Annotated in this window: 15 protein-coding genes; 9 read left to right on the plus strand and 6 right to left on the minus strand. The window is 60.2% G+C overall.

Annotated elements, in window-relative coordinates; all coding sequences use genetic code 11:
* Positions 1 to 17: 17 nt before the first annotated feature.
* Positions 18 to 599: an RNA polymerase sigma factor RpoE gene (rpoE, locus tag ACM6IN_RS02865; protein ID WP_003172477.1), complete on the minus strand. Its 582-nt coding sequence runs from the start codon at positions 597 to 599 to the stop codon at positions 18 to 20.
* Between the two features lie 557 nt (positions 600 to 1,156).
* Between rpoE and nadB the strand changes: the two genes are divergently transcribed.
* Positions 1,157 to 2,773: an L-aspartate oxidase gene (gene nadB / locus ACM6IN_RS02870; protein WP_007911416.1), complete on the plus strand. Its 1,617-nt coding sequence runs from the start codon at positions 1,157 to 1,159 to the stop codon at positions 2,771 to 2,773.
* Here the strand turns inward: nadB and ACM6IN_RS02875 are convergent.
* Together ACM6IN_RS02875 and ACM6IN_RS02880 are read right to left on the minus strand one after the other, a co-directional pair.
* Positions 2,742 to 3,194 carry a protein YgfX gene (locus ACM6IN_RS02875; RefSeq protein ID WP_095113789.1) on the minus strand — a complete coding sequence of 151 codons (453 nt, stop codon included), beginning with the start codon at positions 3,192 to 3,194 and terminating at the stop codon, positions 2,742 to 2,744. The two genes, nadB and ACM6IN_RS02875, sit on opposite strands and share 32 nt — an antisense overlap.
* A complete protein-coding gene (locus ACM6IN_RS02880) occupies positions 3,178 to 3,432 on the minus strand; it encodes a succinate dehydrogenase assembly factor 2 (protein WP_007911418.1) in 255 nt (84 codons plus the stop codon). Before ACM6IN_RS02880 ends, ACM6IN_RS02875 begins: the two co-directional genes overlap by 17 nt.
* A 150-nt stretch (positions 3,433 to 3,582) precedes the next feature.
* On the opposite strand from ACM6IN_RS02880, the gene ACM6IN_RS02885 reads away from it, so the two are divergent.
* On the plus strand, positions 3,583 to 4,524 hold the full coding sequence (locus ACM6IN_RS02885; protein WP_414915371.1) for a YgfZ/GcvT domain-containing protein: 942 nt from the start codon (positions 3,583 to 3,585) through the stop codon (positions 4,522 to 4,524).
* A 35-nt stretch (positions 4,525 to 4,559) separates the two neighbouring features.
* A complete protein-coding gene (locus tag ACM6IN_RS02890) occupies positions 4,560 to 5,381 on the plus strand; it encodes an HDOD domain-containing protein (protein WP_007911420.1) in 822 nt (273 codons plus the stop codon).
* Positions 5,382 to 5,487: 106 nt separating this feature from the next.
* Here the strand turns inward: ACM6IN_RS02890 and ACM6IN_RS02895 are convergent, their stop codons facing one another.
* Positions 5,488 to 6,873 carry a sensor histidine kinase gene (locus ACM6IN_RS02895; protein WP_007911421.1) on the minus strand — a complete coding sequence of 462 codons (1,386 nt, stop codon included), beginning with the start codon at positions 6,871 to 6,873 and terminating at the stop codon, positions 5,488 to 5,490.
* Positions 6,866 to 7,537 carry a response regulator gene (locus tag ACM6IN_RS02900; RefSeq protein WP_007911422.1) on the minus strand — a complete coding sequence of 224 codons (672 nt, stop codon included), beginning with the start codon at positions 7,535 to 7,537 and terminating at the stop codon, positions 6,866 to 6,868. The genes ACM6IN_RS02895 and ACM6IN_RS02900 overlap by 8 nt, the downstream gene beginning before the upstream one ends.
* 236 nt (positions 7,538 to 7,773) lie before the next feature.
* Between ACM6IN_RS02900 and ACM6IN_RS02905 the strand changes: the two genes are divergently transcribed.
* From ACM6IN_RS02905 to ACM6IN_RS02925, 5 genes are read left to right on the plus strand one after another with little or no spacing between them, the layout of a single operon-like run.
* A complete protein-coding gene (locus ACM6IN_RS02905) occupies positions 7,774 to 9,066 on the plus strand; it encodes an OprD family porin (protein WP_007911430.1) in 1,293 nt (430 codons plus the stop codon).
* 53 nt (positions 9,067 to 9,119) lie between these two features.
* Positions 9,120 to 10,097 (plus strand): Bug family tripartite tricarboxylate transporter substrate binding protein, encoded by a 978-nt coding sequence (locus ACM6IN_RS02910; RefSeq protein ID WP_007911432.1) that lies wholly within the window; start codon positions 9,120 to 9,122, stop codon positions 10,095 to 10,097.
* Positions 10,098 to 10,153: 56 nt separating this feature from the next.
* Positions 10,154 to 10,612: a tripartite tricarboxylate transporter TctB family protein gene (locus tag ACM6IN_RS02915; protein ID WP_007911434.1), complete on the plus strand. Its 459-nt coding sequence runs from the start codon at positions 10,154 to 10,156 to the stop codon at positions 10,610 to 10,612.
* 1 nt (position 10,613) lies between these two features.
* Positions 10,614 to 12,128, plus strand: coding sequence for a tripartite tricarboxylate transporter permease (locus ACM6IN_RS02920; RefSeq protein WP_007911435.1), 1,515 nt, complete (start codon positions 10,614 to 10,616; stop codon positions 12,126 to 12,128).
* Complete coding sequence (locus ACM6IN_RS02925; protein WP_414915372.1) at positions 12,121 to 13,155, plus strand: AbrB family transcriptional regulator; 1,035 nt, start codon at positions 12,121 to 12,123, stop codon at positions 13,153 to 13,155. The genes ACM6IN_RS02920 and ACM6IN_RS02925 overlap by 8 nt, the downstream gene beginning before the upstream one ends.
* Positions 13,156 to 13,240: 85 nt before the next feature.
* On the opposite strand, the gene ung is transcribed toward ACM6IN_RS02925, so the two are convergent.
* Positions 13,241 to 13,933, minus strand: a complete 693-nt coding sequence (gene ung, locus ACM6IN_RS02930; RefSeq protein ID WP_007911441.1) for a uracil-DNA glycosylase — start codon at positions 13,931 to 13,933, stop codon at positions 13,241 to 13,243.
* A 132-nt stretch (positions 13,934 to 14,065) separates the two neighbouring features.
* Here ung and ACM6IN_RS02935 point away from each other — a divergent pair, with 132 nt between their 5' ends.
* A complete protein-coding gene (locus ACM6IN_RS02935; RefSeq protein WP_007911443.1) occupies positions 14,066 to 15,178 on the plus strand; it encodes an enoyl-CoA hydratase/isomerase family protein in 1,113 nt (370 codons plus the stop codon).
* Positions 15,179 to 15,211 lie beyond the last annotated feature (33 nt).

Here is a 15,211-nt window from a genome sequence, read left to right on the forward strand (position 1 = left end):
TGGCTGTCGCCGCTGTCTCAGTTTTCCTGCAACAACGGCTGCAGGGCTTTATCGATGGCCTCCCGGGCGCGGAAAATCCGGGAGCGCACGGTACCCACCGGACATTGCATGACGCTCGCAATGTCCTCGTAACTCAGACCATCGAATTCACGTAAAGTTAAAGCTGTACGCAAATCCTCTGGCAGTTGCTGGATGGTTCGATGGACGGTGCCTTCGATCTCATCCCGCAGCAGTGCACGTTCTGGTGATTCGAGATCCTTGAGGCCGTGATCGCCATCGTAGAACTCTGCATCCTCGGAACTTACATCGCTGTCCGGCGGCCGACGGCCGCGTGAAACCAGGTAATTCTTCGCCGTGTTAATGGCAATACGGTACAGCCACGTATAAAACGCACTGTCGCCGCGAAAGTTTCCAAGTGCTCGATACGCCTTGATAAAGGCTTCCTGAGCCACGTCCTGGGCTTCATGGGTGTCGTGCACGAAACGCACGATCAACCCGAGAATCTTGTGCTGATATTTCAGCACCAACAGATCGAAAGCTCGCTTGTCGCCGCGTTGAACGCGCTCGACCAGCTGCTGATCCTCTTCCTGGGTTAGCATGAACACTCCTCGATAAGCCCGAAGGAGACTTGCATAACTAAACGACCAGACTTGCAAACATAGACTCGGGCTTTTCGCAAAAGTTCTCCCCCTCCAGGCAAGTTTCCTGCGGGCTCTGATTTGGCACGCACGAAAAACGCAGCTCGGGATAAACCGGCTGCGCGAATAATCTTGTCATCGGTTTCGCCGGCAGGAATCCAACCGCGGATTCCGCACTGAAGCCGACACTGTCCCTTATCTCTGGCACCGACTATTGATCTTGGGCCTTTGGCAAAAGTTCCAATTATTTATAGCCGTCGCCACCCGACATTGGGCGACTCTGTGCAGAAAACGTCTGTTTCAGCGCCGATACAGTCGCCTTTCCCCCAAACAGGGAAAAAAAACTTCCGACGAAGCACACCTTTTTCCCGTCACAGTAGTTTCACAATGCCATATCGGCCCGGCTATTGTGCCGTCCCCCCCCTCTATATACTAGTGGGCTGTGTGGCTGTCTTGACTCGCCGATCCAGCGGTCTTGCACCACCCCCGACCCGGGTCGCTTTGAGCGGAATCCTGTAATGAGCCAACAATTCCAACACGATGTTCTGGTCATAGGCAGCGGTGCTGCCGGTTTGAGTCTCGCGCTGACCCTGCCAGGTCATTTGCGCATTGCCGTATTGAGCAAAGGCGATCTCGCCAACGGTTCAACTTTCTGGGCCCAGGGTGGCGTCGCCGCCGTGCTCGATGACACTGATACTGTCGAATCCCATGTAGACGACACCCTGAACGCCGGCGGCGGGCTGTGCCATGAAGACGCCGTGCGCTTCACTGTGGAGCACAGCCGCGAAGCCATCCAGTGGCTGATCGATCAAGGCGTCCCCTTCACCCGCGACGATCAGTCAGGTACTGAAGACGGCGGGTTCGAATTCCATTTGACCCGAGAGGGCGGCCACAGCCATCGGCGCATCATCCACGCCGCTGATGCTACCGGCGCGGCCATTTTCAAAACCTTGCTGGCCCAGGCCAAAGAGCGTTCGAACATCGAACTCCTGGAGCAGCGGGTTGCTGTCGATCTGATCACCGAACGACGTTTGGGCATGGACGGCGAGCGCTGCCTCGGCGCCTACGTACTCAATCGAAAAACCGGCGAAGTCGACACCTACGGTGCACGCTTCGTGATTCTGGCCTCCGGCGGTGCCGCCAAGGTCTACCTCTATACCAGCAACCCCGACGGCGCTTGCGGCGATGGCATCGCCATGGCCTGGCGTTCGGGTTGCCGGGTGGCGAACCTGGAATTCAACCAGTTCCACCCGACCTGCCTGTATCACCCGCAGGCCAAGAGTTTTCTGATCACCGAAGCCCTGCGTGGCGAAGGCGCGCATTTGAAGCTGCCCAATGGCGAACGCTTCATGTCTCGCTTCGACAAACGCGCCGAACTGGCACCGCGCGACATCGTCGCCCGGGCCATCGACCACGAAATGAAGCGCCTGGGTGTCGACTGCGTCTATCTCGATATCAGCCACAAGCCCGAAGACTTCATCAAGACGCACTTCCCCACTGTTTATGAGCGCTGCCTCGGATTTGGCATCGACATCACCAAACAACCAATTCCCGTCGTGCCGGCGGCGCACTACACCTGCGGTGGCGTGATGGTCGATCAACATGGCCGCACCGACGTGCCGGGCCTGTACGCGATCGGCGAAACGAGTTTCACCGGCCTGCACGGCGCCAACCGAATGGCCAGTAATTCGCTGCTGGAATGTTTCGTCTATGCCCGTTCGGCAGCAGCCGACATTCTCGCGCAACTGGACGATATCACCGCGCCAAACGCCCTGCCCGTCTGGGACGCCAGCCAGGTCACCGACTCGGACGAGGATGTGATCATCGCGCACAACTGGGATGAACTGCGGCGGTTCATGTGGGACTACGTCGGTATCGTGCGCACCAACAAGCGCCTGCAACGGGCGCAACACCGTGTGCGCCTGCTGCTGGACGAGATCGACGAGTTCTATAGCAACTATAAAGTCAGCCGCGATCTGATCGAGTTGCGCAATCTGGCGCAAGTCGCCGAACTGATGATCTGCTCAGCCATGGAACGCAAGGAGAGTCGCGGCCTGCATTACACCCTCGACTATCCTGATCTGCTGCCCGAGGCACTCGACACTATTCTGGTGCCGCCCACCTACGCCGGCTGAACTTGAGCCGTACTCGCAGGCGTCGGTGCAGATCCGCCGCCTGCGAGTCCCGGGGCACACAGATCGATCTGACCCGCCACTCGCCGCGCAGGCGAAAACGCAGAACCACGATCAATGGCAGCGCGAGGCTGTCCTGGCGCAACTGCACCGACTGCCAACCATCAGCCTGATTCCACAACTGCCAGCCATCGACGTCCCGGCGCAATCCGCGAAAAGCCCGACGGTGATTCAGCAGAATCTGCCGAGGCAACACCCAGACGCCATGAAGCAGGCAGGCGAAAGCCCCGAGCAGACTGGCCCAGAGTGGAATCGATAGCAGAAACAATGCACCCAGTGCGAACGCCTGGGCCAGCAGATACGCCGCCAGCAACTGCCGTGAGGCATGCCAGCGGCATTCGAACGTATTACTTGGGCTGGACACGGTCCAGGATCATGCGAACCATGCGCTGCAGTTCCGGATCTTCAGACTCGCTGCGCTCCATGAACCAACCGAACATGTCCTGATCCTCGCACGTCAGCAGACGGACATACAGATCGCGATCCACCTGGTTCAACGTCGCGTAAACCTCCTGCACGAACGGCACCAGCAACACGTCAAGCTCAAGCATGCCGCGACGGCTGTGCCAAAAGAGGCGATTCAGTTCAACTTGTTCGACCATGGAGCCCTCCTCAAATTTGGCGGCAAGTATACAGCCCCGAGACAGGTCGCACAGTCGGCTTTGGTCGGGGACCACCGATCCTTTATCAACTACCCATTTCAACAACGCGCCCTTATGATGTGCCCCAGTCTATTTACCCTGCGATGACCCATGGCCGATTCTGCTTTTTTCTGCACCCTGTCTCATGAAGGCGTTCTCGCGGTTCGCGGCGCGGATGCCGGAAAATTCCTGCAAGGCCAGTTGACCTGCAACCTCAATTACCTCAACGACACTCGCGCCAGCCTCGGCGCCCGCTGCACGCAGAAAGGCCGGATGCAGTCGAGCTTCCGCATTCTGCTCGAAGGTGACGGCGTGGTTCTGGCGATGGCCAGCGAGCTGCTGGAGCCGCAACTGGCGGACCTGAAAAAATACGCGGTGTTCTCCAAATCGAAACTGACCGACGAAAGTGCCGCTTGGGTACGTTTTGGCCTGGAGCATGGCGATAACGCCTTGACTAGCCTCGGTCTGGACCTGCCGGAGGAAACCGACAGCGTTGTGCGTAATGAGGGTCTGATCGCGATTCGCGTCTCGCCGGATCGCGCCGAACTCTGGGCACCGGCCGATCAGACTGACGCGATCAAAGCCAAATTGTCCGCAGCCCTGCCTGAAGCCGAGCTGAATCAATGGCTGCTGGGCCAGATCCGTGCCGGTATCGGTCAGGTCATGCCAAGTACCCGCGAGCTGTTCATCCCGCAAATGCTCAACCTGCAAGCCGTTGGCGGCGTGAGCTTCAAGAAAGGCTGCTACACCGGCCAGGAAATCGTCGCGCGCATGCAGTACCTGGGCAAACTCAAGCGTCGTCTGTACCGCTTGAGCCTGGACGCTGCTGACCTGCCAGAACCTGGCACACAACTGTTTGCACCAAGCCACAACAGCTCCATCGGCGAAGTGGTGCTGGCCGCCAAGGCCGGGCAAAACATTGAACTCCTGGCGGTGCTGCAGGCCGAAGCTGCCGAAGCCGGTGATTTGCATCTGGGCACCCTCGAAGGTCCCGCGCTGCATCTGCTCGACCTGCCTTACGAACTGGATCGCGACCGCGAAATCCAGCGCTGATCGCAGCATTTGTTGCAACACCCTAGAGAGTTTAAATGAGCGAACTGGCGGAAAAAGTCCAACAGGATTTGGTTGAGGCCATCGATAACGATGACCTGGTTCTGCCCACGTTGCCGGAAGTGGCCCTGCAGATTCGCAAGGCCGCTGAAGACCCGGAAATCAGCGTCAGCGACCTGAGCAAAGTCATCGGCCGGGACACGGCGCTGTCAGCGCGCCTGATCAAAGTGGTCAACAGCCCGCTGCTGCGCGCCGCACAGGAAGTCACCGACCTGCACACCGCCATCACCCGGCTGGGCATCAACTACAGCAGCAACCTGGCGATCGGCCTGGTGATGGAGCAGATCTTCCACGCCCGCTCCGAAGTGGTCGAGCAGAAGATGCGCGAAGTCTGGCGCAAGAGCCTGGAAATTGCCGGGGTCAGTTACGCGTTGTGCCGCCGCTACACACAACTCAAACCCGATCAGGCAGCGCTCGGCGGGCTGGTGCATCAGATCGGCGTGTTGCCGATTCTGACCTACGCCGAAGATCACTATGAGCTGCTGTCGGATCCGGTCAGCCTCAACCATGTGATCGATCACATTCATCCGTTGCTGGGCGACAAGCTCCTGCGGGTCTGGGAGTTTCCGGAACGTCTGGTGGAGTTGCCGGGGCGCTATCAGGACTTCAAGCGCGATTCGACAGCCATCGATTACGTCGATCTAGTGCAAGTGGCGAGCCTGTATTGCCACAAGGACACTGATCATCCGTTTGCGCGGATTGATCCAATGACAGTTCCGGCGTTCAGGAAGCTTGGGATCGACCAGGAGAACAAGGAACTGTGCGCGGATCTGGAAGAGTCGCGGACGATGTTTTACTGATCCGAGACCGAGGCGCGCCCTTCGTGAGCAGGCTCGCTCCCACAGGAAAATGCATTCCAGAGTGGGAGCGAGCCTGCTCGCGAAGGGGCCAGCAAAACCACCACAATCACCCGGCTATAAAACTGACCCGCACCTTCAACCCCGCCTGCTCGCCATCATGCAAGCTGATCTGGGCCAGATGCGCTCGACAGATCTCACCGACGATTGCCAGCCCCAGCCCTGAGCCCGCCACCTGCTGATTACGTCGGTAGAACCGCTCGAACACGCGATCGCGATCCTCCAGCGGAATACCCGGCCCGTCATCTTCAACCTCAAGTACCGCCGGCGCGGTCACCCGTAGAATCACGTTGCCGCCCGGTGGGGTGTGCGCCAAGGCGTTGTCCACCAGATTGCTCAGCAGCTCATTCAGCAGGGTCGGCTCACCGCGCAGCCAGACCGGTTCGTCCGCCTCCAGCGCCAGCGCCACCCCGCGTTTGTGCGCCAGCGGTGCCATGGCCATGCCCAGTTCCCGGGCCAACTGACTCAGATCGAGCAACTGCGCGCCGCCCTCGGCAATCGCTCGGGCGCCGTTTTCAACGCGTGCCAGCGACAGCAACTGATTGGCCAGATGAGTCAGGCGATCAGTGCTTTGTGCCGAAGACTCCAGCGTCGAACGCCAGACTTCCGCATCGTTGGAGCGCAGGCCCAACTCAAGCCGCGCCTTCAGCGCTGCCAAAGGCGTACGCAACTCATGGGCCGCATCGGCGATGAACTGCGCCTGCCGTTCAAACTGCCCACGCAGGCGCTCGGTGAAATGGTTAAGTCCACGCACCAGCGGCCATAGTTCATGCTGCACTTCGACCAATGGCAACGGACGCAAGTCGTCGGGCTGACGCTCTTCCACCGCCGTGCGCAGGCGCTCCAATGGGCGCAGTGCCGCACTGACCGCGAACCAGACCAACAACAACGCACCGATCGCCAACATACCCAGGCGCAGCAAGGTATCGGCAGCCAGACTGCGCGCCATGCTCACCCGTGCCTCATCGGTTTCGGCGACGCGGATTTCCGCCATGCCGTTCATGTTCGGTTCGGTCACTGCTTTAAGCAGGCTGACCACGCGCACGTTTTGCCCTTTGTAGGTGGCGTTATAGAAGCGCGCCAACGCGGGGTAACTGTCGGTGCGTGGTGTCCCCGGTGGCGGCCCGGGCAGGTTTTCATAGCCGGAAATCAGCTTCTGATGGATGTCATTGACCTGATAGTAAATCCGCCCGGCGCTGTCATAAGCGAAAGTGTCGAGTGCCACGTAAGGCACATCGGCGCTCAATGTGCCGTCACGTTGCGACAGGCCTGCGGCGATGGTTCGCGCCGAGGCCAGCAGCGTGCGGTCGTAGGCGGTGTCGGCGGCTTCGCGACCATTCCAGTAGGCACTCAAGCCGCTGGCGAGCATCAGCACCACCAGCAGCAATGCAAGGTTCCACAGCAAGCGCCAGCGCAGGCTGCTGGGCTTATGCATCGCGGCTTTCCAGTAGATACCCCAGACCACGGAACGTCACGATCGCCACCGGTTGGCCGTCGAGTTTCTTGCGCAAGCGGTGCACGTAGATTTCGATGGCATCGGGGCTGGCCTCTTCGTCGAGACCGAACACCTGGGAGGCCAGTTGCTCCTTGCTCATCACCCGCCCCGGCCGGGCAATCAGCGCTTCCAGCACCGCTTGCTCGCGGGACGTCAACGTCAGCAATTCTTCGCCAAGGGTGAAACGTCGGGTGTCGAGGTCGTAGGCCAGCACGCCACAGCGCTGCTGGCGTTCGCCACCGAGCACACTGCGACGCAGCAAGGCTTTGACCCGCGCTTCCAGTTCGGTCAGTTCGAACGGTTTGGCGAGGTAATCGTCGGCGCCCAGATTGAGGCCGTGGACGCGATCCTTCACATCGCTACGCGCCGTCAGCATCAACACCGGCAGATTTTTTCCACGTGCGCGCAACCGCGCGAGGACCTCGAAACCGTCCATGCGTGGCAGGCCGACATCGAGGATCGCCACGGCGTATTCCTCACTGCCCAGCGCCAGATCGGCGGCCACGCCATCGTGCAACACATCCACGGTCAGACCGGTGCTCTTGAGCGCCTGCGCAACGCTTTCGGCCAATTGCAGATGGTCTTCGACGAGCAGAACACGCATGGATCTTTACCTCATTGAGTGATGGCCAACGCCACGCTTTGCCGCGGAGTTTACAGCCGCAACCGCCGCTGTGAAGCCCGAAAACCTTGAAAGTCTGCTGAAAGGTTAGCGAAAGGTTAGCTGGTTAGAGTCGGCCCACGGACAGTTCCGACTGCCGTCGCTGATGCCACACAGCGCAACGAAAAACGCCTCGAAGCGTTTTCGACCAATAAGAACAATAAACGGAGTACACCCGCATGCCGTCCATGCAGCCTCAGGCGTCCACGCCTGTTCGCCCTTCCCGTTTCAGCCACACCGCCCTCGTCAGTGCCGCCGCTCTTGCCGGTTTTTCGCCGTTGAGTTTTGCCGACTTCATTGAAGACAGCAGCGCCACCTTCGAAACCCGCAACATGTATTTCAACCGCGACTTTCGCGATGGCACCAGTGCCCAGCAGTCCAAGCGTGACGAATGGGCTCAAGGCTTCATGCTCAATCTGCAATCGGGATACACCGATGGTACCGTCGGGTTCGGTGTCGATGCGTTAGGCATGCTTGGGGTCAAACTTGATTCGAGTCCGGACCGCACCGGCACAGGCCTGCTGCCGACCCACGATGATGGGCGCGCGGCTGACGAATACTCGAAAGTCGGCCTGACCGGCAAAGTGAAAATCTCTGCCACCGAACTTAAAATCGGCAGCCTGATTCCTGAACTGCCGATCCTCAAACCGAACGATGGGCGCATTCTGCCGCAGACCTTTGAAGGCGGTTTACTGACCTCCAAAGAGATCAAGAACCTGACGTTCACCGGTGGCCGTCTGGAGAAAGCCAAGGATCGCGACAGCACCGATTTCGAGGACATCGCCCTCAATAACAAGAACAGCCGTTTTGCTGGCACCGCTGCCGGCAAGCATTTCGATTTTGGCGGCGTGGATTACAAGTTCACCGACAAGATCACCGGCAGTTACCACTTCGCTCAACTCGACGAAGTCTATAACCAGCACTTCTTCGGCCTGGTCGCCTCACGGCCGATGGGCCCGGGCACGTTTGCCACTGACCTGCGTTTCGCCGTCAGCGATGACCAAGGCGCAGCCCGTGGCGGCGAGATCGACAACCGCTCTCTCAACGGCCTGGTCAGCTATGCGCTGAGCGGCCACAAGTTCAGCGCCGGTTATCAGCACATGTCCGGCGACAGCGCCTTCCCGTATGTCGATGGCAGCGACCCGTATCTGGTCAACTTCGTGCAGATCAACGATTTCGCCGGCGCAGAAGAACGCTCCTGGCAGGCTCGCTACGACTTTGACTTCGCCAAGCTCGGCATTCCAGGCCTGAGCTTCATGAGCCGCTACTTGAGCGGTGACAACATCAAGCTCAAGAACGGCGAAGAAGGCAAAGAGTGGGAACGCAACACCGAGATCAAATATGTAGTACAAAGCGGCGCCTTGAAGGATGTCGCCGTGCGTTTGCGTAATGCCACTTACCGCTCCAACTACTCGGCTCGCGATGCAGACGAAGTGCGTTTGCTGGTGAGCTACAGCGTTGCGTTGTGGTAATGGCCGGCTGAAGAAAAACACGTCGAATAACAACAATGCCCGTGGAGAATCGAATGAACCTGTCACTGCGTAAAGTTGCACTGGCCGCCAGTTGCATCCTGTTTGCCGGCCAACTGATGGCTGAACCGAAACGTCCGGAATGTATCGCCCCGGCCTCCCCCGGCGGTGGTTTCGACCTGACCTGCAAACTGGTGCAGAGCGCACTGGTCAACGAAAAACTGCTGACCAAACCGATGCGCGTCACCTACATGCCCGGCGGTGTCGGCGCGGTGGCGTACAACGCCGTGGTCGCTCAGCGCCCTGCCGATGCCGGCACGCTGGTGGCGTGGTCGAGCGGTTCGTTGCTGAACCTGGCCCAAGGCAAGTTCGGGCGTTTCGATGAAACCAACGTGCGCTGGCTGGCAGCGGTTGGCACCAGCTACGGCGCCATCGCGGTGAAAAGCGATTCGCCCTACAAGACCCTCGACGATCTCGTTCAGGCTCTGAAGAAAGATCCAAGCTCGGTGGTGATCGGTTCCGGCGGCACCGTCGGCAGCCAGGACTGGATGCAAACCGCCCTGATCGCCAAGGCTGCCGGGATCAACCCGCGTGACCTGCGTTACGTCGCCCTCGAAGGTGGCGGCGAAATCGCTACCGCCCTGCTCGGCGGACACATCCAGGTCGGCAGTACCGACATCTCCGACTCCATGCCGCACATCCAGAGCGGTGACATGCGTCTGCTCGCAGTGTTCGCCGACAAGCGTCTCGACGAGCCGGAAATGAAAGACATCCCGACCGCGCGCGAGCAAGGCTACGACATCGTCTGGCCGGTAGTGCGCGGCTTCTACCTGGGGCCAAAAGTCAGCGACGAAGATTACGCCTGGTGGAAAGACTCGTTCGACAAACTGCTGGCCTCGCCGGAGTTCGCCAAGCTGCGCGATCAGCGTGAACTGTTCCCGTTCGCCATGACTGGCCCGGAACTGGACACCTACGTGAAGAAGCAGGTCGCGGACTACAAAGTGCTGGCCAAAGAGTTCGGCCTGATCCAGTGATCGTCCCTGTCTAGCGGCTGCGTTCCCGCTGACGGGGACGCAGCACAGGAGCTCCCATGCTTATTCAACGCATTTTCGCCTCCGTGTTGTTGCTGGTTTGCGCCGGCCTGGCATTGATGGCGTGGCCGTACCAAGCGGCTTTTTCCTACGAACCGGTGGGCCCGCGCGCCTTCCCTCTGCTGATGCTCGGCCTGATGGGCGCGGCGCTGCTGTACATGGTGTTCCGCCCGGCGCCGATCAAACACAGTGAAGACGAGCCGCCACTGGATCGCGAAACCCTGACCAAGATCGCCATTTGCGTCGCACTGCTGCTGGTGTTCGCCGGCCTCTTCGAACCGCTGGGTTTCATCCTCAGCAGCATCCTCATCGGCATTCCGATGGCGCGCCTGTATGGCGGTCGCTGGATGCCGAGCATCGTGGTGACGACGCTGATGGCCATCGGTCTGTACCTGCTGTTCGACCGTGTGATGGACGTTCCGCTGCCCCTTGGCCTGCTCGACGTGCTGGAGAACTGATATGGATACCCTCGGTTATTTGGGTCAAGGCTTCGGCGTTGCGCTGAGCCCTTACAACCTGGTCACGGCCCTGACTGGCACACTGATCGGCACTGTCGTCGGCCTGCTGCCGGGCCTCGGTCCGATCAACGGCGTGGCACTGCTGATTCCGATTGCCTTCGCCCTCGGCCTACCGCCGGAGTCGGCGTTGATCCTGCTCGCGGCGGTATATCTGGGCTGCGAATACGGCGGGCGGATCAGCTCGATTCTGCTGAACATTCCGGGCGAAGCGTCGACCGTGATGACCACCCTCGACGGCTACCCGATGGCCCGCAAAGGTCTGGCCGGTGTAGCGCTGTCGCTGTCGGCGTGGAGTTCGTTTATCGGCGCGTTTATCGCCACCTGCGGCATGGTGTTGTTCGCGCCGCTGCTGGCGAAATGGGCGATTGCCTTTGGGCCGGCGGAATACTTCGTGCTGATGGTGTTTGCGATTGTCTGTCTCGGCGGCATGGCCGGTGATCGACCGTTGAAAACCTTTATCGCGGCGTTGATCGGCCTGTTCCTGTCGAGCGTCGGCATCGACGCCAACAGCGGCGTTTACCGCTTTACCGGTGACAACATTCACCTGACTGACGGCATTCAATTCGTCGTGCTGGTGTTGGGCCTGTTCTCGGTCAGTGAAATTCTGTTGCTGCTGGAGAAAACCCATCGCGGCCAGGAAGCAGTGAAAGCTACCGGCCGGATGATGTTCAACTTCAAGGAAGCGTCTTCGGTATTCGTGGTGAACATCCGTTGCGGCCTGCTCGGTTTCATCATGGGCGTATTGCCGGGTGCCGGCGCGACGCTGGCCAGTGCCGTGGCCTACATGACCGAAAAACGCATCGCCGGCGCCAGCGGCAAATTCGGTCAGGGTGATGCCCGTGGCCTCGCCGCGCCGGAAACCGCCATTGGCGCGTCGGCCTGCGGTGCGCTGGTGCCAATGCTGACGCTGGGCGTGCCAGGTTCGGGCACCACGGCGGTGATGATCGGCGCGCTGTCGCTGTACAACATCACCCCGGGCCCGCTGCTGTTCCAGCAACAACCGGACATCGTCTGGGGCCTGATCGCCTCGTTGTTCATCGCCAACATCATGCTGGTGATCCTCAACATTCCGATGATCCGCATCTTCACCCGCATCCTCGCGGTGCCGAACTGGGCACTGGTGCCGGTGATCGCGATCATTACCGGGATCGGCGTCTACGCGGTGCACGCCACCACGTTCGACCTGTTCCTGATGGTCGGCATCGGTATCTTCGGCTACATCCTGCGCAAACTCGACTTCCCGTTGTCGCCAGTGCTGCTGGGCTTCATCCTCGGTGGTCTGATGGAGCAGAACCTGCGTCGTGCACTGTCGATTTCCAACGGTGCGCTGGAGATCCTCTGGTCGAGCCCGATCACCTTCGGTGTCTGGGTGCTGACCGCGATCATGCTGCTGATGCCGCTGCTGCGCATCTGGCGCAAACGTTCGGTCGCGCGTCGCGCCATCGCCGATGTTTGATCGCGCCTCACTGAAATCCTGGTGGGGAACCCCGCTGGTCGGTCTGCTCGGCGGTTATCTCGCCAGTCAGATCGGCTGGCCACTGCCGTGGATGGTCGGCTCGTTGCTGGCGATCATCCTCGTGCGCTGCCTGACCCCGTGGCAACTCACGGAAATCCCTGGCGGCCGCAAGTGCGGCCAGTGGATTGTCGGCATTGGCATCGGCCTGCACTTCACCCCGGTGGTGATGGAACAGGTGCTCAGTCATTTCGGATTGATCTTCTTCGGCGCGCTGGTCACCAGCCTGTCGGCGGTGGTCGGTGTGTGGTTGATGCGCCGTACTGGCGAGGATCGCGCCACGGCGTTTTTTTCCAGCATGCCGGGGGGTTCCGGGGAGATGGTCAACCTCGGCGCGCGCAATGGCGCGCTGCTCAGTCATGTTGCGGCGGGGCAGAGTTTGCGCGTGCTGGTGGTGGTGCTGTGCGTGCCGGCGGCGTTCAAGTATTTGCTTGGCGATGACACACCGATTTCTCATGCCGGCAGCGTCGATTGGCGCTGGCTGGCGTTTCTATTTCCGGCAGGTGGTTTGCTTGCGTGGCTCTGGCAGCGTTTGCGTCAACCCAATCCGTGGTTGTTCGGGCCGTTGCTGGTGAGTGCGGCGGTGAGCATTGGCTGGGATCTGCACATTGGCTTGCCCAATGGCGGCAGTCAGATTGGCCAGTGGTTGATTGGCAGCGGTTTGGGTTGCCACTTCAATCGGCAGTTTTTCCGTCGCGCGCCATCCTTTATGGGGCGGACGTTGATTGGCACGGCGTTGACCATGTTGATCGCCTCACTGGCGGCGTTGGGCTTGAGCGCGCTCACTCATCTGGATCTGCGTTCACTGACGCTGGGCATGATGCCTGGCGGCATCGCCGAAATGAGCCTGACGGCGGAGACGCTGCAACTGTCTGTGCCGCTGGTGACAGCGATGCAGGTGATGCGGTTGCTGTTTGTGCTGTTTCTGGCGGAGCCATTGTTCAAATACTGGAATCGTAATCCGGAGTAAGACCGGGTTGCCCCCATCGCGAGCAGGCTCACTCCTACAGGGGAGCGCATTTCAACTGTAGGAGTGAGCCTGCTCGCGATGCTTTTTAGATCGGCGGCAAACGCCACTCGATCGGCGTCTCGCCATTCTGCTCAAGAAACTTGTTGGTGCGGCTAAAGTGCCCACAACCCAAAAACCCGCGATACGCCGACAGCGGCGACGGATGCACCGACGTCAGCACCAGATGCTTGGTCGCGTCGATCAGCTTCTGCTTGCTCTGCGCATGGGCGCCCCAGAGCATGAACACCAGATGCGGCTGGCGCTCGCTGACCAGTTCAATGATCCGATCAGTAAAAAACTGCCAGCCCTTGTCCTTGTGCGCATTGGCGTTGGCGCGCTCGACGGTCATGGTCGTGTTGATCATCAGCACGCCCTGATCGGCCCAGCTCTGCAGGTAGCCGTGATTGGGAATGTCGATGTTGAGGTCGCGCTTCAACTCTTTATAGATGTTGACCAGCGACGGCGGTGCCGGCACGCCCGGTTGCACCGAGAAGCACAAACCGTGGGCCTGCCCCGGGCCGTGATACGGGTCCTGGCCGAGGATTACCACCTTCACTTTATCCAGCGGCGTCGAGTTCAAGGCATTGAAAATCATCGGCCCCGGCGGATAGATTTCCTTGCCGGCCGCCCGCTCCTGCTGCAGAAACTGGCGCAACTCTGCCATGTAAGGCTGGTCGAATTCAGCACGCAGTGCCTCCTTCCAGCTCGGTTCGAGTTTGATACGGTCGTCAGCAGTCATGGTCATACCCGGCAAAAACAATGGGGCGAACCCTAGGAAAGCCGACCACGCTTGTCAATTGATCTGACGCAGATCCGGCACTTTCCCACACAACGATCATACTGATCGTTCAAATTCCCGATCGAGGTCACGATGAATCTGCACTTCGAAGAACTCACCGGCACCGACGGCGCCCGCATCGGTATCGCCAGCCTGGATGCTGAACAATCGCTGAACGCGCTATCGCTGCCGATGATCAACGCCCTCAGCGACAAACTGAACGCCTGGGCCAAGGATCCGCAAATCGTCTGCGTGCTGCTGCGCGGCAACGGCGCCAAGGCCTTCTGCGCCGGCGGCGAGGTGCGCAGCCTGGTCGAGGCCTGTCGTGCCCACCCCGGCGAGGTACCCCCGCTGGCCGCGCAGTTTTTCAGCGCGGAATATCGTCTGGATTACAGCCTGCACACCTATCCGAAACCGCTGATCTGCTGGGGCCATGGTTACGTGCTCGGCGGCGGCATGGGCTTGCTGCAAGGCGCGAGTACGCGGATCGTCACGCCGAGCAGTCGTTTGGCCATGCCGGAAATCACCATTGGTCTGTATCCGGACGTCGGCGCCAGTTGGTTTCTCGCCCGGCTGCCGGGCAAGCTCGGCTTGTTTCTGGGCCTGACCGGTGCGCACATGAACGGCCGTGATGCGATCGATCTGGATCTGGCCGATCGCTTCCTGCTCGACGAACAACAGCCGCAACTGATCGAAGGCCTGTTGCAACTGAATTGGCAGGAACAGACCGACATGCAACTCAACAGCCTGCTCAAGGCCCTGCAGCAGGAAGCCGTGGCGCAGTTGCCCGAGGCGCAGTGGCTGCCACGGCGGCAGCAGATCGACGAACTGCTCGACGTCAGCGATGTGGCCTGCGCCTGGAAAGCCATCAGCCTGCAGCGCGACAGCAGCGATCCGTTGATTGCCCGAGCAGCGAAAACCATGAGCGAAGGCTCGCCGCTGACCGCGCATCTGGTCTGGGAACAGATCATCCGCGCCCGGCACATGTCGTTGGCCGAAGTCTTTCAGATGGAGTACACCCTGAGCCTCAATTGCTGCCGGCATCCGGAGTTCAGCGAAGGGGTTCGCGCGCGGTTGATCGACAAGGATCAAAAGCCGCACTGGCACTGGCCGGATATCAACAATGTGCCGGATGCGGTGGTTGACGCGCACTTTCACAAGGTTTGGGAGGGGCGGCATCCGTTGGCGGATTTGACGCAGTATTGAACTGACGCGATGCTCGCGATGACGACTGGATTC

Source organism: Pseudomonas sp. IT-P395, from assembly GCF_949767675.1.
GTDB lineage: Bacteria > Pseudomonadota > Gammaproteobacteria > Pseudomonadales > Pseudomonadaceae > Aquipseudomonas.